This window comes from Paenarthrobacter nitroguajacolicus (genome assembly GCF_007786235.1).
Classification (GTDB): Bacteria; Actinomycetota; Actinomycetes; order Actinomycetales; family Micrococcaceae; genus Arthrobacter; species Arthrobacter nitroguajacolicus_A.
In genome coordinates this window covers 22,129-44,857 of sequence record NZ_VNFK01000019.1, presented here as the reverse complement: position 1 = coordinate 44,857, position 22,729 = coordinate 22,129, and the positions used below count along the sequence as shown (strand labels likewise).

Below are 22,729 nucleotides of genomic sequence, written 5' to 3'. Positions count from 1 at the left end.
CTACTTGACTCCTCCGGCGGTGAGACCGCCCACTAGGTAACGTTGGAAAATCAGGTAAAGAATCACGACGGGAGCCGCGCAGACCAGCGAGGCCGCCATCATTTGGCCGTACAGGGGGATAGCTCCACCCTCCTGCGAGGCGCCGAAGATCTGCAAGGCCACTGCCGCCGTCTGGCTGTCAGGCCTGGTCATCACTGAGGCGAACAGGACATCGTTCCATCCGAGCAGGAAGGCGAAGATTCCCGAGACCACAATTCCAGGCCAGCTAAGCGGCAGGATGATGCGGACCAGGACACCAAGGTTGCTGGCGCCGTCGATCCTGGCAGCTTCCTCAAGCTCACGCGGCAGGCCGCGCAGGTAGGTGACCATCACCCAAGTGGAGAACGGCATGGCGAACGTCAGATAGGTGATGAACAGACCCCACTGCGTTCCGATCACCTGGACTCCCAGGTAGCTGGCAGCCGAGGAGAAGAGAACGAACACCGGCAGGACCATGAGTGTTCCAGGTACAGACTGCAGTGCCAGGAGGCTTCGCAGAATGGTAAGCCTGCCGCGGAACTGGTAGCGGACCAGCACGTAGGCGATGGACACCGACATGGCCGCTGAGACCACGGCCGTGGCTCCGGCTACCAGCACGCTGTTGGCAAGGCCTTTGGCGAGGCCGACGCTGGACCAGATCTTGGTGTAGTTCTCCAGGGAGAACGTGGACGGCCAGAACTCACCGTTGGCCACGCCGATGTCCGAGTTCACCGAGGCCAGGAAAATGTAAGCCACTGGAATCAGCACAATGGCGCTGAGGACCGTCAGGATGATGGCCAGCATAGGGCCGGGCAGAAGGCGGGTCACTTCATGCTGCCGCCTGGAGCCGGGCCGGAACGCGCTTCCTGAGGAACCCCGGTTGGCCGTGCCGCGAACGGAGGTGGTTGATGCGCTCACTTCTTGCCTCCAGGCGTCTCGGCGTCGTCCAGTTTGACGGCGCGCAGGTAGATGAACAGCGGTATGGCGATCAGCACCAGGGACACGAACGCCATGGCGGCGCTGAGGCCGAAGCGGAAGCTCTGGAAGCTGGTGACGTACGTAAGGATCGGAAGGACTTCGACGTCAGCCGGGGCTGGCACGCCGAACAACACGAACGGGAGCGTGAAGTTGTTGATGTGGTGCAGCATGCCGATCAGGAACGCCAGTGCCAGCGGGCCCTTGAGATAGGGGAAGATGACGTACCGCAGCTTGTTCCACCACAGCGCGCCGTCCAAGGCCGAGGCTTCGTGGACCTCATGGTCCACGGATTGCAGGCCGGAAAGCGCCAGCAGGTAGATGAACGGCCAGGAAGCCCAGATCTGAACCAGGATGAGCGTCCAATACGTTTGCGGCCCATTGAGCCACAGGCCACCATCCATGCCGAACACGCCCAATGCCGAGTCCACCACGCCGTCCGGCTGGAACATGGTCCGCCACACAGTGGCCACCACGAAGGACGGAAGGACGTAGGGGATCAGGAAGATAGAGCGGACAAGTGCCCTGCCCTTGAACGCGTTCTGCGTGGCCACAGCCGCTGCGATTCCCAACGGCAAGGTCACCAACATTGCGATCAACGAATAGCTGACGCTCAGCCATACCGAATGCAGCAGCGGTGAGTCGGTCAGCGCCTCAACAAAGTTATCGAAGCCGATGAAGGGGGCGCTGACCCATTTGCGCAGCGTGTACTGGTCCAGGTTGAGGGCTGACATGTAGATGCCCAGGAACAGCGGAATCACGATGATGACGAACATCAGGAGGCCGCCGGGGATCAGCATCCACAGTGGACGGTTACGCTCGCTCAGGCCCTTGCGGCGGGCGGGCTTCTTGTTGCGGCCGCCTGGCTGGATGGTTCTGGTGCCTGCGTTCGGCGGCGTGCCGCCGTCGGACGCTTGGGCTGCAGTGCCGGACCGGGCCGGCTGCCCTTCGGCAGCCGGGCCGGCGACGGCCTTCATTTCCCTGAAGGAATCAGTGGACATGGGGGATCCTGCCTAGGACTTCGCGGCCCGGTCGAGGGAGGCTTGGCCCTTGGACTGGGCGTCCTTGAGCCGTGACTCCAGGGCAGCGTTATCCACCGAACCGTTGGCGAGGTCCGGGATGGACTGGACGGTGACGTTCAGGAGACCCAGCTGGATGTCGCCCCACGCGCCGGTAAACGGAGTTGCCTTGGACTTTCCTGCAGCATCGGCGATGGGTTGAAGCTTCGGATCAGTCAGGGAGGCCAGGGCTTCGGCGTTCGCAGGGAGCTCGCCGAAGATCTTCTGGTAGTTCAGCTGTTCATCCTTGGAAGTGATGAGCTCGATGTAGGCGAAGGCAAGGTCCTTCTGCTGGGAGTAGTCGGCAACCACCACGTTGTCGCCGGAGAGGATGCTTGCGGCTTTGTCGCCGTCGCCCTTGGGCGATGCCTCGCCGGGAGCAGTGGTGGGCATGATCGAGTAGGCGTACTTACCGGCGATGGCTGACTTGTCCAGGGTCGGAACGGAGCTGGAGGTCGTCATCATCAGGTAGCCGGCCTTGCCGGACGCGAAGGCCGCCACGGCGTTGCTGTTGCTCCAGCCGATCGCTGCCGGATCCACGACCTTGTCCTTGGTGAGCCAGCCGAAGTAGGTCTCGTAGGCTTTCTTGACGGTGGGGTCGTCCATCTTCAGCTTGTCGCCGTCCACCAGCGGGTTGCCGGCCTGGACGGACATGGCCCAAATGAACTTCCAGGGGTCGAAGTTGTCCTTGTACCCGGTGGCCAGGCCGTACGTTCCGGCACCGGCGTTGGTCATCTTCTTGGCTTGTTCAGCGAGTTCATCCCAGGTGGTGGCCGGTTTCTCAATGCCTGCAGCCGCAAGGAGGTCTTTGTTGTAAGCCATGACGAACGGGCGGCTGACAAAGGGAATGCCGGCCATGTGCTCGGCGTCCGGGCCGGAGATTCCGAGGGCAGCCTGGTTGAAGCGGTCTTTTCCGCCCACCTTCTTCCAGTCATCATCGGAGAGGGTCACAAAAGCTTTGGTGGCGTAGGCCGTGGGGGTGAAGGTTGTGCCGAGGCTGTAGACGTCCGGGCCTTGGCCGGAAACCACGGATGTCTGGATCCGGGTCAGTTCATCGTTCGCGGAGGCGAATGTTTCAAATTCAACATCCGCCCCCGTCTTTGCCTTGAACTTCGCGGCAATGTCCTTGAACCACTCCTTCTGCTGCTCGGGGTACTGGTTGTTCACCCCGGTCAGGACGCTCAACTTCTTCCCGGCGCCGTCCACGGCACCTCCGGTGCTGTCTGAACTGCTGCCGCCTCCCCCGCAGGCAGTCAAAGCCAGGGCGGCCGTGGCGATGACGGCGGCCAGCTTCGCTGATGGTGCAAACCTCATTGTTTCCTCCTTGGATACCAAGCCCGCAGGTGGTGGTGTCGTGCGTCACAGGGGCTTCGTTGTCGAGTCTAGGGAGATGGCAATCCATGCGGCAAGCGTTTGCCAAAAGTTGCCAAAAGTGTTGCAATTACCCCCATGGCAGACTCAAAAGCCCGCACCGCAGCACCCGTGCCCACCATCCGCGACGTGGCGGAGTTGGCCGGTGTGGCTACTTCCACTGTTTCCAGGGCACTCTCCAATCCCGGCCGGGTGAACCACGTGACGCGGGAGCGCGTCGAGCAGGCCGCGGCCGCACTGAATTACGTGCCAAGTTCGCAGGCGCGGGGCCTAAGCTCCGGAAGGACCAACGCCATCGCCCTGCTGGTCCCCGACGTCACCAACCCGTTCTACTTCGACATCATCAGGGGCACGCAGAACCAGCTCAAAGCTGCGGGTTACACGCAGTTGCTGGTGGATACCGAAGAGTCCGCTGAGATGGAGGCCGACACACTCCGCAAGATGCAGCGGACCGCGGACGGCTTCATCCTGGCAGCCTCCCGCTTGACCGACGCCCAGCTGGTGGAAGCAGCCTCCTCGCAGGCGATCGTCACCATCAACAGGTCATCCTCCAATGCGCCAACGGTCATGATCGACACCCCGGGCGCGGTGGTGCAGGCCTTGGAGCACCTTAGCTCGCTGGGCCACACCAGGATTTGCTACGTAGGCGGGCCGGCATCGTCATGGTCGAATGCCAAACGATGGAAGACCTTCGAAGACGAATGCCGGGAGCGCGGGCTCACGACGTCGCGGGTAGGACCCTTCACCCCCAAGACAACGTCGGGTGCGGCAGCCGCGGACGCCGCAGCCCGCACGGGCGCAACCGCCTGCATTGTCTTCAACGACCTCCTGGCTATCGGAATGCTTCAACGGCTGCGTGAGCGCGGCATCCGGGTACCCGAGGACATGAGCATCGTGGGCTGTGATGACATCTTCGGCGCAGATTTCTGCAACCCACCCTTGACCACCATGGCCTCACCCATTGAGCAGGCCGGGCGCGTTGCAGTCTCCATGCTGCTTGCACAGCTGGATCCTTTGCATGCCGGCTCCAGCCGACGCCTGGCCGTCATGCCCACCCACCTCACGGTGCGCGGCTCCACGGGCCCGGCCTCCCCCAACTGACTGTCACTTGGGTCATTCGCGTGCAATATGGTTGAGCCTTCGTGACCGCGCTGACTAGTGTGGAACACATGCGCGAACTCCAGGCCAAGATCATTGAGGAAATGGGCGTCCAGCCCCGGATCGATCCCGCGGAGGAGATCCGCAAGCGGGTCGCCTTCCTGAAGGACTACGTCAAAGCGACGGGCACCAAGGGCTTCGTCCTGGGTATTTCGGGCGGCATCGACTCGTCCCTGGCCGGCCGCCTCGCCCAGTTGGCCGTGGAGGAACTGGAAGCCGACGGCGTCGACGCGAACTTCGTGGCGGTCCGACTCCCCTACGGCATCCAGCATGACGAAGACGACGCCCAGGCTGCCCTTGATTTCATCAAGGCCAAGACCGAGTGGACCTACAACATCTCCCAGGCCGTGGACGGCTTCGAGGACGAGTTCGAGAAGACCACCGGCGCCCCGATCTCCGACTTCCACAAGGGCAACACCAAGGCCCGCGCGCGCATGATCGCCCAATATGCACTGGCCGGCGAACACAACTACCTGGTGATCGGAACCGACCACGGCGCCGAGTCCGTGACGGGCTTCTTCACGAAATTCGGCGACGGCGGTGCGGACATCCTGCCGCTGTTCGGCTTGAACAAGCGCCAGAACCGTGCGCTGCTTGCCGAGCTCGGAGCGCCTTCCCGTGTCTGGGAGAAGGTCCCCACGGCCGACCTCCTGGACGACAAGCCAGGCCGCACCGACGAGGACGAGCTCGGCATTACGTACGACCAGATCGACGACTACCTTGAAGGCCGCGACATCCCCCAGGACGCAGCGGAACTCATTGAGCAGAAGTACCTCCGGACCCGCCACAAGCGCACAGTCCCGGTCACCATCTTCGATACGTGGTGGAAATAACCACCGCTTTCCAGAACAAACCACGACGGCGGGTGCCGGCTTCCCAGGAAGTCCGCACCCACCGTCGTGCTTTAAGACCCTCTCTCACATCCCACCCCCTTTCCACCAACCCTCTCTCACATACTCTTGACGTTGCGATAGATACCGATATATCGTTAACTATCGCCGATACTCCTTCGGCGTAACAACAACCGAAAGGACGATGCTGCTATGAAAGGCATCAACGAACACGACAACTCATTCCCCGAGCTCGATCACGAACATGGACACCCCGGCCACGGACATGGACGAGGCCGCTTCAATCGCGGCAAAGGCCGACGCGGCCCTGGCGGACACGGCGGCGGATTCGGGCCAGGCGGCGGATTCGGACCAGGTTTCGGACCCGGCGGATTCGGCCCAGGCTTCGGCCCCAGGGGTTTCGGCCCCGGCGGTTCACGCCGAGCCAACCGCGGAGACGTCCGCGCGGCGATTCTCTCGCTGTTGGCCGAGGCTCCGTCCAACGGCTATGGCCTGATCAAGACCATCGCCGAGAAGACGTCCGGCGCATGGCGCCCCAGCCCAGGCTCCGTCTACCCGACGCTGCAGCAGTTGGTGGACGAGGAACTGATCGTCGCCGTCGGCGAAGGTCGGCGCACCGAGTTCACTCTCACCGACGATGGCAAGGCCTACATCGCCGAGCATGAAGAGGAACTGGCCAATGCCTGGAACACCGAGGCGGACGGCACCGGAGCGGCCTTCCACCAAAGCGTCGGCAAGCTCATGGGCGTCATCCACCAGTTCCGCTCAGCGGCTACTGACGAACAGCGTCAAGCTGCCATCGAGAAGCTGGACGAAACCCGCCGCGCGCTCTACCTGATCCTGGCTGACTAGTTCTCTCGGAATGAGGTCAAACCATCCCCTTGACCTTGACGTAGCGTCAACCCCTACTGTCGAAGTACAAGCACAGGACGGGGGACGAATGGACTGGTCAATCCAGGAAATCGCCAAGATGGCAGGAACCACCAGCCGCACGTTGCGTCACTACGACGACATCGGGTTGCTGAAGCCAAGCCGGACCGGTCATAACGGCTACCGCTATTACGACGGTCCGGCCTTGGTTCAGCTCCAGCGCATCCTCTTGCTACGGGAACTAGGGCTTGGCCTTCCAGCCATTGCCGAAGTTCTCAACCGTGAGACGGACACTGTCAAAGCGCTGAGCAGCCATCTTGACTGGCTCGCCCAGGAGCAGGACCGGCTGACCCGGCAGATCGCCTCCGTTCGGCAAACCATCGACACAATGAAAGGGGATGGAAAGTACATGGCACAGGACATGTTTGACGGCTTCGACCACACTCAGTACAAGGACGAGGTGGAGGAACGCTGGGGAAAGGACGCTTACGCAGCCGGTGATTCCTGGTGGCGCGGAATGAGCGCCGAGGAAAAGCAGCAGTGGAAAGATCGCGTCCAGAAGCTGGGCTCGGACTGGATTTTGACCGCCGAATCCGGAGTCTCGCCGGATAGCGACGAGGCGCAGGACCTGGCGAGGCGTCACGTTGAGTGGCTCAGCGGCATTCCGGGAACCCCGACGGCGGCACCTGGCGGAGACGTGAAGGGTTACGTCACGGGACTCGGAGAAATGTACGTTGCTGATCCGCGGTTCGCGGCCAACTACGGTGGGGAATCAGGGGCGACATTCGTCCGCGATGCGCTGCGAATTTACGCAGAACAGAACCTGTAGACGGCCGGGATGCGCTGATCAGGGTTTCGCAATAGTCTGGCCGAATGGGTACAAGCACCGTAAAGTCCGGCGAACAGGTTGACAGGCAGAAGCGCATTCTCGACGCAGCGCTGGAGTTGCTGTCCCGCCACGGCATTTCGGGCATCAATATGCGCGCCGTGGCGCGTGAAGCCGGCGTCGCACTTGGGCTTGTGAACTACTACTTCGAAGACAAATCGAGCCTGATCCGCGCGGTACTTCAGCAGATTGAAGAACACGATCTCCTGCTGGTGGAGCCATCGCCCACATCAACCCCGGACCAACAACTCCGCGAGTCCCTTCGTCGGGTTGCGAGCCCAAGCCTCCTGACCACGCCGTACCTATCCCTCCGCCTCCATTTGTGGGCCCTCGCCCAGGCGGACGAGGGCTTTGCACAGATCAATGCCGCAGCCTTTGATAGATATCTCCAGGGGCTTGCGGCCTTGATAGGCAACGCCGTTCCAGGACTTTCGCCTGAAGAATGCAGGGAGCGGGCAGACGACATCGTGGTGGTGCAGAATGGTATGTGGCTCACCACGCTTCTGGGCATCGACAAGGCGGCCATCGAGCGGGGAATTGCGCGCACGGAAGACATCGCCTTCGCCCCTCGCTGAGCACAACACGTGGGTAGTTCGCCCCATAGCGCCTAGGCAGGATGTGGCCGAATATCAAGTGACCACATTGGACGCCAAACAGATTTGGGGGAACACCATGAACATTTCTCGAAAGATTCTTGCTGCCAGCGCCGCCCTTGCCTTCATGGGCGGGACATTGCTCACGGCTCAGCCTGCGTTGGCTAACGATGGCTATGCCAACTGTAACGTCTGGATCCACTACGAGTTCAGTGTGGGAGGCACCTGCAATTCCGATGCGCCGGGCACTGAGTATCAGGTCGCGGGCAAGTGCCGTCATGTCCCCACCGGCCACGAGGCTATCGTGACCGGGCCCTGGAGGTGGCAGATGCCTGCCTCGCAAGGCCTTAACACCTCCTATGCCCAATGCCCGGCAGGCACCAGGGCGGTACAGGTTTGGCGCAACGTGCGATGAGCGGCCACACCATGAAACTCACCACGAAGCTGCTCGGAGGGCTCGCCGCGGGGGCACTGGCGCTCACCGGCATTGCCCCAGCCAGCGCCGCCACGCACTACCCCACCCCATCGCCGACGCCCACCGACTGCTACGGCGCCCTGCTGACCGTGGAACCCAACCGCAACCTCGGCGCCGTCTTCCTCAGCGAGGGCAAGCTTCGCTGGGAACACAGCAGCTGGTCCTCGCCCGTTCCGTTCGATGCGACCTATCTGACGCAACTCGGCGGTTTGGGCGACGATACCTTCGGCAAGTTCTCCTACTTCGGCACATCCTCAGACGGCAAAGCGAAGTTCTACAACCAGCGGCAGGACCTCCAGGCAGACGGCACGTGGAAGCACTCCATCGACGGACCGGTGACCACTCTGGGCAACGGCTGGTTCCAGAAGTCCATCACCACCGCCTACAGCGGCACAGCCGACGTCCGCGGACAGCAGTTCGTCTTCCGGCTCACCAATGGCGGTGAGCTTTACCGCTACACCATCGACACGCAGGCACGGACCTTAACGGGCACGGTCAAGGTGTTCGGTGGAGGTGCCTCCATCACGTCCATCGGCTCGGCGCCTGCAGTCGCCGCCAACGGCAAACCCGTCGCCGTGTTGATGGCCACCCTCTCCACCGGTGAGCTGCGCCAGTACCTCATCCCGGATGCCACACCCACCCAGTGGAGCTCCAAGACGATCCGCCCGGCTGCGGGGAACGGTTGGCAGAACTTCACGGCCATCACCGCCAGGAACTGCGATAGCAAGGGGCAGATAGTGCTGGGCTATATCAAGCAGCGCTTGGTGGCCGCCTACTACGACCCCACCGGCCTGACCGCCAATGACAAGGACCTCGGAGGCGGGACCTCCTCCATGCCCGCGATGCCTGAAGGTACCCGGGTGTTCGGCTAACGCCACTCACTGACGGGATGAGGAAGCCGACGACGGCGGCAGCACCCGCCGTCGTCGGCATTCAGCCGTGGGGCGATTGTCAGCATCATGGCGAGAGTGACTCCCCCAAAGGAACCTTGATTGTTGGCTGGCAGCCGTAGAATCCCTCGGAGCTGTCCGTAAGGGGATCATGAGTTCCTTGGCACTGTCATTTTCCTGATGATCGGGCCCATTCTCGTGATGGGGGCAGGCGTGGCGCTTGGCCTTCCTGTTCGCCTGAGCCGGTGGTGGCTGGGAAACTGGCGGGTGTACCTTCTCATTGCGGCAGCCGGAGCCGCGCTCCTGATTTCCGGCTTCAAGATACCGGAGCGCCAAGTTGGCGTAATAGAGGACGGACTGGAGACGGAAGGTGGGTGTCTATCGCAACGCCTGGACTAGCTCGCTCCCTTCAGGGGACAAGAACTCGAGCCGGTTGCCATTGTTGTCCCAAAGGTAGAAGCGCCTCATGCCCGGGAAGTTTTCGTCCCATTCCACAGTGAGACCAAAATTTTCAACTCGGCGGGCCAGAGCGTCCAGGTCGCCCACCAAAATTCCAGGATGAGCCTTTCGTTGGGGCCTGAAGCCCTCCTCAGCACCCAAATGGATTTCAAGATTGTCAGCGCGGACCCACAGTCCGCCACGTGCCGCCAGCACCGGCGGTTTCTGCACTTCCGTGAGGCCGAGAACGCCCACGTAGAAGTTCCTGCAGTCATCCTCACCACCCTTTGGGATTGCCAACTGCACATGGTGAAGCCCCCAGCCAAAAGAGGTTCGCGTGGGACTGGATTCATAGGCAGCAACTTCTGACACAGAGACTCCTTCGACGTTTTGAACCCGAGTATGGCACCAATAAAACGTCTTTCCTTGTCAACTGAGTTGAACGAGGGGCGCGAGCGATGGCCAATTTGATGTTTGCGGCCGATAAGGGATTTGTGATTCAGGTGGGTGGCCTGTCACGAGCAGAGGTCGTGCAGTTGCTCCTCAGTAAGGGAGTCCTGCTGAATAGGCACGCTGAGACGCTGCTCGCCCACCCCGCATTTGAAACTCCAGCGGGTCAGATCTTGCGAATAGTCGAGCGAACCGTAGACGAGCTCGGCTTCAAACACGGCGCAGTGCAGTCCCGGATCTTCGCCGCTGCGAGGAGCCAGGGCCTCGAGCTCTGTCCCTTGGTGACCGGACCTTATCTCCGGTTGGCGATGATGGACCAAGCGAACGCACCCGACTCCACTTTGTCAGCGGGCCGCGCCCCGACCGGAGCAATTCACATCGCATCCGAGCCCCTGAGCAACGACGTGGAGGACCCTAAAGGTTTCTACCTCCGTGTCTTGGACAGGCGTATTCCTGGTCCCAGCTGGCTAGCCAGTCACAAGCTCGAATTGTCGTCGTCCTGGCGTAGACGGATCCCTTAGCCGGCAAGCCTGAACTGTTCGAGCACAATGAGCGACGCGTCGGTAATTTTGAAGCCGTCGCCTAGCTCAGCTTGCATTGCTTCTGAAGACCAGAATTCAGTGTGGCCTGCCCGCCATTCTGCGACCGTTTCATAACCCTCCCCCTCTGCCAGGGCGTGTTCCAACGGAACGTTTTGCAGCGGGACGATTCGGACCGCGGTGGTTTCGATTATTGCTACCTGTTCTCCGTTCGAATTGATGACCCCACCCCTGTCTCCCACAGCAGGAAGCGGCTCGTTGCCCGCCTCGTATTCATGGAGAAGAGAGCTCGTAGCAGTCTTGTGCCCAGACCGGATCGCACTAATAAGGCGATCGCGAAGTGGACCGGGAAAAGCGAACTCAATGACGGGCAGCTGTGCATCCATGGCAACAGTCAATCAGCTCTGAAGCTGTCCGTAAGCCGGTCCTCCACCGGCCGCCATGCAGTCCCAGATAGCGCTCATCAACGTCCTTCACCATGGAACGCCCCCTGGGGGGAATCAGGTCGAACAGTCGAAAAGCTACTCCACAGTCACCATCACCGACGGCCAGCCCGAGGCTCCATCAGGCACCGGATCGGCGCGCTTTTCCGTCTGGACTTCGCCGGTGCCGTCGGTAGCGCGGGCTTTGACGTAATGGATGCCGGGTGTGGCGTCCCATTCATAGGACCACTGGCGCCAGGTGACTGTGGAGGCTTCGGTGGACAGGGTTGCTTCCGCCCACTCACCGTCGTCGATCTGCACTTCCACCTTGGTGATTCCCCGAGTCTGGGCCCATGCAGTGCCCCCCACGGCGACCTTGCCTGGCGGGAACTTCGCAAAGGACTTGGGCACGTCCACACGTGCCATGGTCTTGATGGGCCCGCGCTCCGACCAGCCACGCTCGGTCCAGTACGCTTTGCTGTCCGCGAAGCGGGTGACCTCAAGGTCCACCACCCATTTGGTGGCAGAGACGAATCCATACAGTCCCGGAACCACCATCCGCACGGGGTATCCGTGCTCCAAGGGAAGCGGTTCTCCGTTCATGCCGATGGCCAACATGGCATCGCGGTCATCCTGCAGGACCTCCAGAGGAGTGGAGGCGCTGAAGCCGTCAATGGATGTGGAGAGCACCATGTCCGCGCCCTCCTTGGGCTTGGCCCGGGCCAGAACTTCGCGGATGGGAAGGCCCAGCCACTTGGCGTTGCCGGCAAGCTTTCCACCCACCGGGTTGGAGACGCAGGTCAGCGTGACATGCGATTCGATTAGATCCGCATCGAGCAGGTCCTGAAAGGTGAGGGTGACCTCTTCCTCAACCATTCCGTGCACTCGCAGTTCCCAATCATCGATGTTGATTTCCGGGACGCTCAGTGCCGTGTCAATGCGGTAGAACTCGCTGTTGGGGGTCAGCCATGGCAAGACTCCCGGAACCGGGGACTGAACGCCAGCCGGTACAGGAGGTGCAGCCCTGACAGGTGTGGGCAACCGAAGGGCATCCCGCGCCTGGGCTATGTTGTTGCGCGCGGCACCCAGCAGCCGCCCACCGGTCGCTGCGATTCCGGCGGCCACCGCGGTGACACCGGCAGCGGCAAAGAAACGACGGCGGCTGGTGCCACCGCTTCCAACGCCGGCGCCTCCATCGCGAACCTCGACGTCGGACGCCAGGTCCGCCGGCGCTTCCGGCCACGCTTTCATCCCCCACAACGGGACCATGAGCCGGCGAAGGACGATGAGTCCTGAGACCGTTCCCAGAATTGTAGGGATGGCATCGGCCGGCCCCACGCCGGCGCGGGTCAGGACAGCGGCCACAATCACAGCGCCCATAAACAGCACGCCCAGGACGCCCAGCGCCCATTTTCGGTAGGCCACTACCCCCAGAATGCAGGCCAGCACGGCAATCGTCAGGCCCATGCCTACGAACAATGCGGCCTTGTCGTTGGTACCGAAGGTGGCGATCGCAAAGTCCTTCATCCACGAAGGTGTGAAGTCGATGAACGTGGATCCTAAGGCAAACACCGGGGTTGCCCTGGCGGTGAAGAAGGCGCCGATCAACTCGGCCACGGCGAGCACGACGCCGGCCGACACCACGCCTGCCAGCGCTGCCATGGTTTCGGGGCCTTTGGTCCGGAGTCCGAGCTTTTTCATGTGAGTGGTTCGTAGCAGCCGCGGGCAGGGATGGGTGAGTGTCAGCCCTATCCTCCAAGCCGACCCTGCACGTCATTTTGAACATCTGTTCATAATTTTCCTTGAACAGATGTTCAAGATGCACTAACCTCCCTCGTATGACCCAAGCCACATTTTCCGATTCCGCCTCCACTCTTTTCATCAATGGATCGTGGGAGCCAGCCGCTTCCGGTGCGGTGCGCGCAATCCACAACCCGGCCGACGGCGAACTGGTCGCCACGGTGTCCGAAGCCGGCCGCGAAGATGCCGAGCGTGCCATTTCCGCAGCCCGCGCGGCCTTCGACTCCGGCGTTTGGGCGAACGTCCCCGCTCCCGAAAGGGGCGCGTTCCTACTGAAGGTCGCCGCAGAACTCCGCGAACGACGGGAAAAGTTCGCCCGCGCCGAATCCCTGGACACGGGCAAGAGAATCATCGAAAGCCGTATCGACATGGACGACATCGCGGCCTGCTTCGAATACTTCGGCAGGCTCGCCGGGCAGTCGGCAGGCAGGATTGTCGACGCCGGGGACGCCGCCGTCGTCAGCAGAATCGTCTACGAACCCGTTGGCGTCTGCGGCCTCATCACCCCGTGGAACTATCCGCTGCTGCAGGCCGCCTGGAAGATCGCGCCCGCGCTGGCCGCAGGCTGCAGTTTCGTCCTCAAACCCGCCGAGCTGACCCCCTCCACCGCCATCCTTGCCATGCAGTTGCTCAAGGATCTCGGCCTGCCGGATGGCGTTGCCAACCTCGTCACCGGCCCCGGCGCAAAGGCGGGCGCGCCGCTTTCCGAGCACCCCGACGTCGACCTCGTATCCTTCACCGGCGGACTGGAAACCGGCAAGCGCGTGGCGGCAGCAGCAGCGGGCACCGTAAAGAAGGTGGCACTGGAGCTCGGCGGCAAGAACCCCAACGTGGTGTTCGCTGACGCTGACTTCGACGCCGCCGTCGACAACGCGCTGAACGGTGCCTTCGTGCACTCAGGGCAGGTCTGTTCAGCGGGGGCGCGGCTGGTGGTGGAGGAATCCATCGCCGAGCGCTTCGTTGACGAACTGGTCCGCAGGGCACAGGAGATCCGCCTCGGCGGCCCCTTCGATGAGTCCGCCGAAACCGGACCGCTGATTTCCGCAGCGCACCGCGACAAGGTCCACAGCTACGTCCAGCGCGGCGTAGCGGAAGGTGCCCGGCTGCGGTGTGGCGGCTCAGCACCTGAAGGGGAAAAGTACGACGCCGGCTTCTACTACCAGCCGACCATCCTGGACCGCGTGACCAGGGGAATGTCCGTAGTGATCGACGAAGCTTTTGGCCCGGTAGTAACAGTGGAAACCTTCCGCACCGAGGACGAAGCCGTAGCCACCGCCAACGACACCATCTACGGGCTGGCTGGCGCAGTGTGGACCCAGGATGCCGGCAAGGCCCAGCGGGTAGCGGGACGGTTGCGGCACGGCACGGTCTGGATCAACGACTACCACCCCTACCTTCCGCAGGCCGAGTGGGGCGGCTTCGGCCAGTCCGGCGTCGGCCGCGAACTCGGCCCCACCGGACTGGGTGAATACCAGGAAGCCAAGCACATCTACCAGAACACCAGCCCGCAGGTGACCGGCTGGTTCGCAGACCACGGCAAGGAGAACTAGATGCACCTTGACAACATTGAGAACCTCAGCGAGCGCGGGTTCGACTACGTCGTCATTGGCGGAGGATCGGCCGGCGCCGCCGTTGCCGCCAGGCTGAGCGAGGACCCTGACGTTACAGTGGCGTTGGTAGAGGCGGGTCCGGATGACAGGAACCTGCCGGAGATCCTGCAACTGGATCGCTGGATGGAGCTGCTGGAATCCGGCTACGACTGGGATTACCCGGTGGAACCCCAGGAAAACGGCAACTCTTTCATGCGCCACGCCCGCGCCAAGGTGATGGGCGGCTGCTCCAGCCACAACTCCTGCATCGCTTTCTGGGCTCCCCGCGAAGACCTGGATGAGTGGGAATCGAAGTACGGCGCCACGGGCTGGAACGCTGCTGCCGCCTGGCCCTTGTACCAGCGCCTGGAAAGCAACGAGGACGCTGGACCGGAAGCTCCACACCATGGCCACGACGGCCCGGTGCACCTGATGAACGTTCCTCCGAACGATCCCGCCGGCGTCGCGCTCCTTAATGCCTGTGAGCAGACGGGCATTCCCCGCGCAAAGTTCAACGACGGCACCACCGTGGTCAACGGCGCCAACTTCTTCCAGATCAACCGCCGCTCTGACGGGACGCGTTCATCCAGTTCCGTCTCTTACATCCACCCGATCATTGACCGCCCCAACTTCACGCTCCTCACGGGCCTCCGGGCCCGCCAACTGGTATTCGACGCGGACAAGCGCTGCACCGGCGTCGATGTCGTGGACTCGGCCTTCGGCCGCACACACAGGCTGAACGCACATCACGAGGTCATCCTGTCCACCGGCGCAATCGATTCCCCCAAGCTCCTCATGCTCTCCGGCATAGGCCCGGCCGCGCACCTCGAGCAGCATGGCATCGAGGTCCTGGTGGATTCCCCGGGCGTCGGCGAGCACCTGCAGGACCACCCGGAGGGCGTGGTGCAGTTCGAGGCCAAGCAGCCCATGGTGCAGTCCTCCACCCAGTGGTGGGAGATCGGCATTTTCACTCCCACCGAAGAGGGCCTGGACCGCCCGGACCTGATGATGCACTATGGCTCCGTCCCGTTCGACATGAACACCCTGCGCTACGGCTACCCCACCACGGAGAACGGCTTCAGCCTGACTCCGAACGTCACCCACGCGCGTTCCCGCGGCACGGTCAGGCTGCGCAGCCGGGACTTCCGGGACAAGCCCATGGTGGACCCTCGCTACTTCACCGATCCGGAGGGCCACGACATGCGCGTCATGGTGGCCGGTATCCGCAAAGCCCGCGAAATCGCCACGCAGCCGGCCATGGCTGAATGGACCGGTCGGGAGCTCTCCCCTGGTATCGAAGCGCAAACCGATGAGGAACTGCAGGACTACATCCGCAAAACGCACAACACCGTGTACCACCCCGTCGGCACTGTCCGCATGGGATCGGTGGACGACCATATGTCACCCTTGGATCCCGAACTGCGGGTCAAGGGCGTTACCGGATTGCGCGTGGCGGACGCCTCCGTCATGCCGGAACACGTCACCGTCAACCCGAATATCACCGCGATGATGATCGGCGAACGCTGCGCCGATCTCATCAGGGCCGATTTCAACAGCAACCGGACGGAGGAAACCACGACGGCGGAAGCCGGCTTCAGCTTGTCTGTCGCCTGAACGGGCACCCTGCTTTTAGACCCACGCAACAAACAATGGGGGAACAGCCGGAGGCACAGCGTGGTGCCCGGCCTTTGATTTCGACTGCGACCAACGGCGGCCGCAGGTAATCACCATTCGTGCACGTCTGAACTAGGAGTTCGCATGTCAGAACCCAGCAAATTAGGACCCTGCAAGAGCGATGCAAGCGGCATGGACGAGTTTGGCTACGCCCAAACCCTGGACCGCAGCATTGGTAAGTTCGCTAGCTTCGCCGCCGGCGTCAGCTACATCTCCATCCTCACCGGCGTTTTTCAACTGTTTTACTTCGGATTCTCGACGGCGGGACCCGCCTACGCTTGGTCGTGGCCCATCGTCTTCGTCGGCCAGCTCATGGTCGCCCTGTGCTTCGCGGAACTGGCCGGACGCTACCCCGTGGCCGGATCGGTCTACAACTGGGCCAAGAGGCTCTCCACCGGAACGTGGGCTTGGTTGGCGGGCTGGTTGCTGCTGCTCTCCTCCATCATGGCCCTGGGTTCGGTTGCCTTGGCCCTCCAAATCACGTTGCCCCAGATCTGGAGCGGCTTCCAACTGGTGGGTGATGGAACGGGGCCCTATGACTTTGCGGTCAACGGGGTTGTCCTGGCCAGCATCATGATCGGCATTTCCACCCTCATCAACGCGTTCGGCGTGAAACTGATGACCATGATCAACAGCGTGGGTGTGTTCGTGGAACTGGTTGCGGCCGTCCTGCTCATTGCGGCGCTTATCTGGCACTCCGTGCGGGGGCCGGAAGTCCTCCTGGATACTGCCGGATTCGGTGAAGAGCATCCTCTGGGCTTCTTCGGAGTGTTCCTCATTGCTGCCGTGGCTTCGGGGTACGTCATGTACGGCTTCGACACCGCCAGCTCCTTGGGCGAAGAAACCAAGGACCCCAAGAAGACGGCACCCAGGGCGATCCTGCGCGCCGTCACGGCGTCCTTCCTTCTCGGAGGCCTGCTCCTCCTGGGCGGAATCCTGGCCGCCCCCGATCTTTCAGATCCAAAGCTGGGCGCAGCCGATGGTGGACTGCAGTACATCGTGCTGTCGGTGCTGGGCGGGCCTTTCGGCAAGGCCTTCCTGGTGTGCATCGTGGTGGCCGTGGTGGTCTGCACACTGGCCGTCCATGCAGCAGCCATCCGGATGATGTTCGCCATGGCCAGGGACAACAACCTTCCCTTCAGCCGTCAGCTCAGCAAGGTGCATCCCACGCGTAAGACTCCCACCGTCGCTGCCATCGTCATTGGTGTGGTGGCCGTTATTCCGTTGATCGTCAACATCTCCCAGCCGGCCATCTTCACCATTCTCTCCAGCATCAGCATCGTCCTGATCTATCTGTCCTACCTGCTGGTGACCGTGCCCATGCTGCGGCGCCGTTTCCTGAAGAAGTGGCCCCTCAAGGACGACGGATCAGAACCGGGCTTCAGCCTCGGAAAATGGGGGCTGCCCGTCAACATCCTGGCCGTGCTGTGGGGCGGTGCCATGACGCTGAACCTGGTGTGGCCGCGGCCGGAGATTTACAACTCGGTGCCGCCGTTCGAGTGGTACCTGCAATGGGGCGGTGTGATCTTTGTTGGCACAGTCATCATCGGCGGCACGCTGCTTTACCGCCTGCGCATCAGGCACAAGACCGGAGTCCTGGCCGAACACGCAGCCGTCGCTGCGCCTTCGGACCCGGAGCCGGACCCGGCCTTGGTGGTAGCTCAGAAATCGTGACCCACGCCCGGGCGGTCTCAGACAAACGCAGATTTACCCGTTACCGCCCGGGCCACGATCATGGAATTGATCTCGTAGCTGCCCTCGTAGGTGTAGAGAATCTCGGCGTCACCGAAGAGCTTGCCCATCTCGTAATCCGTGGTGATCCCGTTCCCGCCCAGGAGGGAGCGTCCCATCGACACGGATGAGCGCGCCAGCCGGGTGGTGGTGGCCTTGCACATGGCAGCCTGCACCATTTCGAGCTTCCCGGCCTGCTGGATCCGCGCGAGTTCCACCATCATGGACAGCGATGCGTTGGCATTACCCAGAATGTCGGCGAGCTGCTGCTGGACCAGCTGGAAGCGAGCCAGTTCCTTGCCGAATTGATGACGCTCCAAGGCGTAGGACCGGGCGATATCAAAGGCAGCCAACTGGATACCCGCAGCCTGCCACCCAACCCAGGCCCGGGAATCCCGCAACAAGTCATTGGCCCGTGAGAACTCGGTTGCTCCGGGCAGCAGGTTTTCCGCCGGAATGCGGACATCGTCCAGCACGATGTCCGCATTTTGCATGATGCGGAGGCCGATCTTGTTGGAGATCTTGGTAGCCGAATATCCGGGGCGGTCCGTCTCCACGATGAAGCCCTTGATCTGCCCATCGGATTCGTCACGAGCCCAGACCAACGCGAAGTCGGCAATCGTGCCGGCCCCAATCCAGCGCTTGACACCGCTGATGACCCATTCGCCGCCGTCGCGCCGCGCCGTCGTCGAGAGTCCTCCGGCGATGTCGGAACCGTGGTCCGGTTCGGTCAGGGCGAAGGCGCCAAGCTGCGTCAAGGCCTCCAGTCCAGGCAACCAGCGGCGCTTCTGCTCGGGAGACCCAAGCTCGTCAATCATGCCAACGATGAGTTCGTTATGGATGCCCACCAGGGCCGATAGAGACACGTCGGCCCGGGCAATCTCGGTGTACATGAGGCCTTTGAACAACTTGGAGGAGCCGTCCGTCTGCAACCCTCCGAGTCCCAACTTGGCCATGTCGGCCAGCAGCCCGAACGGGAACTCTTCCCGGTTCCAGTAGTCAATGCTTGCCGCCCGGATCCGTGTTTGCAGGAACTCCCGGATTTCGAGGTATCGCGCACGCTCTCCCGCCGGAAGCAGGTCTATGACGTGCATCAGGTCCGCCTCCGGATAAGGAGGGAGGACGTGTTCTGTCGCCGCACCACTGGTAACGGTGCCGGCAGCTTTGTCGTCGAGCATCAGACCCCTTCGTCATGTCCCGCACAGGCTCTTCCAAACCCTTGGATGTCCTAGTATATTGCAAGGTGATGTGGATCACTAGGCGGGATGCTGTGGCAACGGTGCCGGGCACTCCGAAAGCGAAAGGCGGACTATGACAGTCACAGACGACTTCCGTGCGGCCCGCGACCGGCTGCTGGAGCTGCGCGAGGACTACAAGCAGGCACACGCCGAATTCCAGTGGCCACGCTTCGAGGAATTCAACTTCGCCCTCGACTGGTTCGACCAGATCGCCGCGGACCGGACCAAGGGCAACAAGCCCGCGCTGGTCATCGTGGAACAGGACGGCAGCTCCACCCGCCGTACCTTCAAGGACCTCTCGCAACGGTCATCCCAGCTGGCCAACTGGCTGCGGGACCAGGGAGTCAAGCGCGGCGACCACATGATCATCATGCTCGGCAACCAAGTGGAACTCTGGGAACTCATGTTGGCCGGCATCAAGCTGGGCATCGTCATGATTCCCACCACCACCCTCATGGGTGCCCGCGATCTCCAGGACCGGGTGGAACGCGGCGGGGCCAACTGGGTTGCCGTCGGAAACGCCAACATCGGCAAGTTCGCGGCGGTGGAGGGTGACTACACGCTGATCGAGATCGGTGCGGAGCGCACCAATGCGAACGCTAAACAGTACGCGGATTCGTACGACGCCGGCACGGACTTCACGCCCGACGCAACCACCAAGGCAGACGAGACCCTGCTCCTCTACTTCACCTCCGGCACCACGTCCCGCGCCAAGCTGGTGGAGCACACTCACACGTCATACCCCGTGGGCCATCTGTCCACGATGTACTGGATCGGCCTTGAACCCGGCGACGTACACCTGAACGTGGCGTCGCCTGGTTGGGCCAAGCACGCGTGGTCCAACGTCTTTACGCCCTGGATCGCCGAGGCCTGCGTCTTCATTTACAACTACGAACGCTTCGACGCCGCCGCCCTCATGGACCAGATGGGCCGCGAAGGCGTCACCAGTTTCTGCGCTCCGCCCACGGTGTGGCGCATGCTCATCCAGGCCGACCTTACCCAGCTCACTACCCCTCCGCTGAAGGTCGTCTCGGCCGGCGAACCCCTCAACGCCGAGGTCATTGGCCAGGTGGGGAAGCCTGGGGCGTCACCATCCGCGACGGTTTCGGGCAAACAGAATCCACCGTCCAGATCGCCAACACACCGGCCCAGCCGGTGAAGATCGGCTCCATGGGCAGGCCACTCCCCGGATACGACGTTGTCCTGGTGGATCCAAACACCGGGAAGGAAGCCGACGACGGCGAACTCTGCTTGCGTCTGGACCCCCGGCCCGTGGGGCTCATGAAGAGCTACTTCGGAGACGCAGCCAAAACGGCCGAGGCCTTCCGCGACGGCTACTATCACACCGGCGACATGGCCAGCCGGGACGCCGAGGGCGTGATCACTTATGTAGGCCGGGACGATGACGTCTTCAAGTCCTCCGACTACCGTTTGTCCCCGTTCGAACTCGAAAGCGTGCTGATCGAACATCCCGCAGTGGCGGAGGCCGCCGTCGTACCCTCGCCTGATGCCGTGAAGCTCTCGGTGCCCAAAGCGTTTGTGGTGCTGGCTGCCGGCTACCAACCCGGGCCGGCGGTCGCGGAGGACATCCTTAGGTATTGCCGCGAGCATCTGGCGCCGTTCAAACGGATTCGCCGGCTCGAATTCGGTGAGCTGCCCAAGACCATCTCAGGCAAGATCCGGCGAGTTGAACTGCGCGGGACAGAGGTTGCCCGGCATGGCGATGGCCCGCTGCCCGCCGGTTTGGGCGTCGAATACACCGAGGAAGAGTTCCCGAATCTGAAAGACTAGCCACCCGGGACATCAGGCCAACCAAGCAACCGAAGGAGGCCCATGGGCACCCCACTCCCCCGCGACCCCATCGCCGACGCCCAGCGTAACTGGGAACGGCATGGCTGGGGCGACGTCGCGGCGCCCATGGCCGCCATCACCGCGATCATGCGCACCCAGCAGATCCTGCTGGCGCGCATCGAAACGGTGCTCAAACCGTTTGGGCTGACTTTCGCACGCTACGAACTCCTGGCGCTGCTGAGTTTCGCCCGCAGCGGCGCGCTGCCCATGAACAAAGCCAGCGCGCTCCTGCAGGTCCATCCCACTTCGGTGACCAACGCCGTCGACCGCTTGGAGAAAGCCGCCCTGGTGGCGCGTTCCCCGCATCCAACAGACGGACGCACCACCCTGATCGAGCTCACCGCCGAGGGCCGCACCCTCGCGAAGAAGGCGACGGAGGCCCTCAACGCCGAGGTTTTCGGCAAGTCAGGTTTCGGGCCCGACGACGTCGATCACCTCATCCGCGTCCTGGGCACCTTCCGCAGGGACGCCGGAGACTTCGAAGACTAAGGCGCTGAACGGGCTTTTCTACGTGTCCGGGGTTTCTACGTTCTGGAAGGCTGATGCCCGGGCAGGCGTGGCGCTTTCGATTGGTAAGTATGCCCAGTGGGCGTACGGATTTCCACGGTGTGCACGTCGGCATGCACAGCACGGGTGCTCCACCGAGGGGATTCCTTCGTGTGGTTGCATGCTTCGCATAGTCCTGCGCCATTAGCGAGGTTTGTTTGCCCACCGGAACGCCACGGAACCACATGGTCAATATGCCGTATGGGCGCATCGCAATACGGCGTCCGGCAGGTGTCGTCACGGGTTTCGATGAAGCGCCGGAGCCCACCAGCGAAGACCCGGGCCTTGGAGTCGGCGGCAAGGAGTTCTCCCGTAGTTGGAGCCGTGTAGAGCCGGCGAAGCCAGACAGTGAGCTCTGTCTTCGGCACTGCCGCGTGACCTTGACCGGTTTGCCCTGTTCCGAGCAGTTCCCTTCCCCATTCAGCGGGGACGATTCCATAGCCCTTGAGCCGGGCTGGTTCACTGTCACCTTGGAACAGGGTGCGGTCAGTCATAACGAGGTCCAGGTTGACTCCCGTAATCCCGCCCGGGGTACCGGTGATGCGTTCGACGAGGGTATCGGCCATGGCTTGACCGCGGTTCCGGCCATCGCCGCTGGAACGGGCTGAATCTGCGGCCCGGGTCAGCGCCGCGTAGACCGCCACTCCCTGGGCAACGGGAAGGAGGGCCGTCAGGTAGGTCATGGTGTCCGGCGCCGGACGCAGGCTCACTGTCCTCTCGGTTGCAGCGCGGCTGGCACGCCCGGCCACTGACCGGGGATCCCTCCGATATGCGGCAGCTTTCGCCGCGGCCACGATCGCTTTGTCGCCCTTCCCGGCAAAGGTCCCTGTGTCGGGGGCGAGCTCCTCGTCGACAGCGGCACGGTCCTCAACAGACAGGCACGCGGTTTCTTTCACCAGCAGCGTGGCACGCCACTCATTCAGCTGCCCGGACTGCAGCGCTGCCAAGGTGTGCGGCATCTCGATCACGAGGGCCTTCGCCAAACCAAGCAACCGGGAGCCGCGGTTCGGTGATTCCCTCCTTGCCAGCGCCACTTGGGCTCCCACGCCCTGGCCGCGCTCCGAGGAAGGGACCCCTGCCTCGGCCTGCTCCTGACGTTGAGCCAGATCAAAAGCCACAGCAACCCGCGCCTGCAAAGCGGTGATCGCCGATTTCATCTCCTCCAGGGCCCGCAACTGCTCGATCAGGTCCCCACTAACGGTGCTGGCTGTACCCCTGCCTGGCTGAACGGAATCCACAACGACGGGAGCGCGCCCGAGCGCCACTGCTGTGCCCGTATGCCTCTCCCCAGTTTGTTCCATTCCCC

Annotated in this window: 20 protein-coding genes and 1 pseudogene; 13 read left to right on the top strand and 8 right to left on the bottom strand. The window is 62.6% G+C overall.

The window, feature by feature from the left end; genetic code table 11:
• Genes FQP90_RS19465 through FQP90_RS19455 form a run of 3 tightly spaced genes read right to left on the bottom strand, consistent with a single transcriptional unit; the run spans window position 1 to window position 3,365 of the window.
• A complete protein-coding gene (locus FQP90_RS19465; protein WP_144652716.1) occupies window positions 1-936 on the bottom strand; it encodes a carbohydrate ABC transporter permease in 936 nt (311 codons plus the stop codon).
• Window positions 933-1,994 (bottom strand): carbohydrate ABC transporter permease, encoded by a 1,062-nt coding sequence (locus FQP90_RS19460; protein ID WP_144652715.1) that lies wholly within the window; start codon window positions 1,992-1,994, stop codon window positions 933-935. The genes FQP90_RS19465 and FQP90_RS19460 overlap by 4 nt, the downstream gene beginning before the upstream one ends.
• Before the next feature lie 12 nt (window positions 1,995-2,006).
• Window positions 2,007-3,365, bottom strand: coding sequence for an ABC transporter substrate-binding protein (locus FQP90_RS19455; RefSeq protein ID WP_208760044.1), 1,359 nt, complete (start codon window positions 3,363-3,365; stop codon window positions 2,007-2,009).
• A 135-nt stretch (window positions 3,366-3,500) separates the two neighbouring features.
• Here FQP90_RS19455 and FQP90_RS19450 point away from each other — a divergent pair, with 135 nt between their 5' ends.
• From FQP90_RS19450 to FQP90_RS19415, 8 genes are all read left to right on the top strand, one after another.
• Window positions 3,501-4,523, top strand: coding sequence for a LacI family DNA-binding transcriptional regulator (locus FQP90_RS19450; RefSeq protein WP_144652714.1), 1,023 nt, complete (start codon window positions 3,501-3,503; stop codon window positions 4,521-4,523).
• A 68-nt stretch (window positions 4,524-4,591) separates the two neighbouring features.
• On the top strand, window positions 4,592-5,413 hold the full coding sequence (nadE, locus tag FQP90_RS19445; RefSeq protein ID WP_144652713.1) for an ammonia-dependent NAD(+) synthetase: 822 nt from the start codon (window positions 4,592-4,594) through the stop codon (window positions 5,411-5,413).
• Between the two features lie 210 nt (window positions 5,414-5,623).
• Window positions 5,624-6,283 carry a PadR family transcriptional regulator gene (locus FQP90_RS19440; protein WP_144652712.1) on the top strand — a complete coding sequence of 220 codons (660 nt, stop codon included), beginning with the start codon at window positions 5,624-5,626 and terminating at the stop codon, window positions 6,281-6,283.
• 88 nt (window positions 6,284-6,371) lie between these two features.
• Window positions 6,372-7,130 (top strand): MerR family transcriptional regulator, encoded by a 759-nt coding sequence (locus FQP90_RS19435; protein ID WP_144652711.1) that lies wholly within the window; start codon window positions 6,372-6,374, stop codon window positions 7,128-7,130.
• Window positions 7,131-7,174: 44 nt separating this feature from the next.
• Window positions 7,175-7,762, top strand: coding sequence for a TetR/AcrR family transcriptional regulator (locus FQP90_RS19430; RefSeq protein ID WP_144652710.1), 588 nt, complete (start codon window positions 7,175-7,177; stop codon window positions 7,760-7,762).
• A 43-nt stretch (window positions 7,763-7,805) separates the two neighbouring features.
• The gene (locus FQP90_RS19425; RefSeq protein ID WP_144652709.1) at window positions 7,806-8,195 is read left to right on the top strand and encodes a hypothetical protein; all 390 of its coding nucleotides are present in this window, start codon (window positions 7,806-7,808) and stop codon (window positions 8,193-8,195) included.
• 11 nt (window positions 8,196-8,206) lie between these two features.
• Entirely contained in the window at window positions 8,207-9,127 is a 921-nt protein-coding gene (locus FQP90_RS19420; protein ID WP_144652708.1) for a hypothetical protein, read from the top strand.
• A gap of 198 nt (window positions 9,128-9,325) precedes the next feature.
• Window positions 9,326-9,544: a hypothetical protein gene (locus FQP90_RS19415; protein ID WP_208760043.1), complete on the top strand. Its 219-nt coding sequence runs from the start codon at window positions 9,326-9,328 to the stop codon at window positions 9,542-9,544.
• Here FQP90_RS19415 and FQP90_RS19410 read toward each other — a convergent pair.
• The 3 genes from FQP90_RS19410 to FQP90_RS19400 all read right to left on the bottom strand — a co-directional run bounded on the left by FQP90_RS19410 (window position 9,524) and on the right by FQP90_RS19400 (window position 12,695).
• Window positions 9,524-9,838, bottom strand: a complete 315-nt coding sequence (locus FQP90_RS19410; RefSeq protein WP_244296870.1) for a glyoxalase — start codon at window positions 9,836-9,838, stop codon at window positions 9,524-9,526. The genes FQP90_RS19415 and FQP90_RS19410 overlap by 21 nt on opposite strands.
• A 712-nt stretch (window positions 9,839-10,550) precedes the next feature.
• Window positions 10,551-10,958: an ASCH domain-containing protein gene (locus FQP90_RS19405; RefSeq protein ID WP_144652706.1), complete on the bottom strand. Its 408-nt coding sequence runs from the start codon at window positions 10,956-10,958 to the stop codon at window positions 10,551-10,553.
• A gap of 135 nt (window positions 10,959-11,093) precedes the next feature.
• Entirely contained in the window at window positions 11,094-12,695 is a 1,602-nt protein-coding gene (locus FQP90_RS19400) for a molybdopterin-dependent oxidoreductase (protein WP_244296868.1), read from the bottom strand.
• Between the two features lie 137 nt (window positions 12,696-12,832).
• On the opposite strand from FQP90_RS19400, the gene FQP90_RS19395 reads away from it, so the two are divergent.
• The 3 genes from FQP90_RS19395 (at window position 12,833) to FQP90_RS19385 (ending at window position 17,731) form a co-directional block, all read left to right on the top strand.
• Window positions 12,833-14,344, top strand: coding sequence for an aldehyde dehydrogenase family protein (locus FQP90_RS19395; protein ID WP_144652704.1), 1,512 nt, complete (start codon window positions 12,833-12,835; stop codon window positions 14,342-14,344).
• On the top strand, window positions 14,345-15,997 hold the full coding sequence (locus FQP90_RS19390; protein ID WP_144652703.1) for a GMC family oxidoreductase: 1,653 nt from the start codon (window positions 14,345-14,347) through the stop codon (window positions 15,995-15,997). It abuts the gene before it with no gap.
• Between the two features lie 144 nt (window positions 15,998-16,141).
• Window positions 16,142-17,731 carry an APC family permease gene (locus FQP90_RS19385; RefSeq protein WP_144652702.1) on the top strand — a complete coding sequence of 530 codons (1,590 nt, stop codon included), beginning with the start codon at window positions 16,142-16,144 and terminating at the stop codon, window positions 17,729-17,731.
• Between the two features lie 17 nt (window positions 17,732-17,748).
• Here the strand turns inward: FQP90_RS19385 and FQP90_RS19380 are convergent, their stop codons facing one another.
• Window positions 17,749-18,966, bottom strand: a complete 1,218-nt coding sequence (locus tag FQP90_RS19380) for an acyl-CoA dehydrogenase family protein (protein WP_144652701.1) — start codon at window positions 18,964-18,966, stop codon at window positions 17,749-17,751.
• A 133-nt stretch (window positions 18,967-19,099) separates the two neighbouring features.
• On the opposite strand from FQP90_RS19380, the pseudogene FQP90_RS19375 reads away from it, so the two are divergent.
• Together FQP90_RS19375 and FQP90_RS19370 are read left to right on the top strand one after the other, a co-directional pair.
• Window positions 19,100-20,817: pseudogene (locus FQP90_RS19375) on the top strand (AMP-binding protein).
• A 42-nt stretch (window positions 20,818-20,859) separates the two neighbouring features.
• Complete coding sequence (locus FQP90_RS19370) at window positions 20,860-21,366, top strand: MarR family winged helix-turn-helix transcriptional regulator (protein WP_144652700.1); 507 nt, start codon at window positions 20,860-20,862, stop codon at window positions 21,364-21,366.
• Window positions 21,367-21,401: 35 nt separating this feature from the next.
• Here FQP90_RS19370 and FQP90_RS19365 read toward each other — a convergent pair whose 3' ends face one another.
• On the bottom strand, window positions 21,402-22,724 hold the full coding sequence (locus tag FQP90_RS19365; RefSeq protein WP_144652699.1) for an HNH endonuclease: 1,323 nt from the start codon (window positions 22,722-22,724) through the stop codon (window positions 21,402-21,404).
• Window positions 22,725-22,729: the final 5 nt, after the last annotated feature.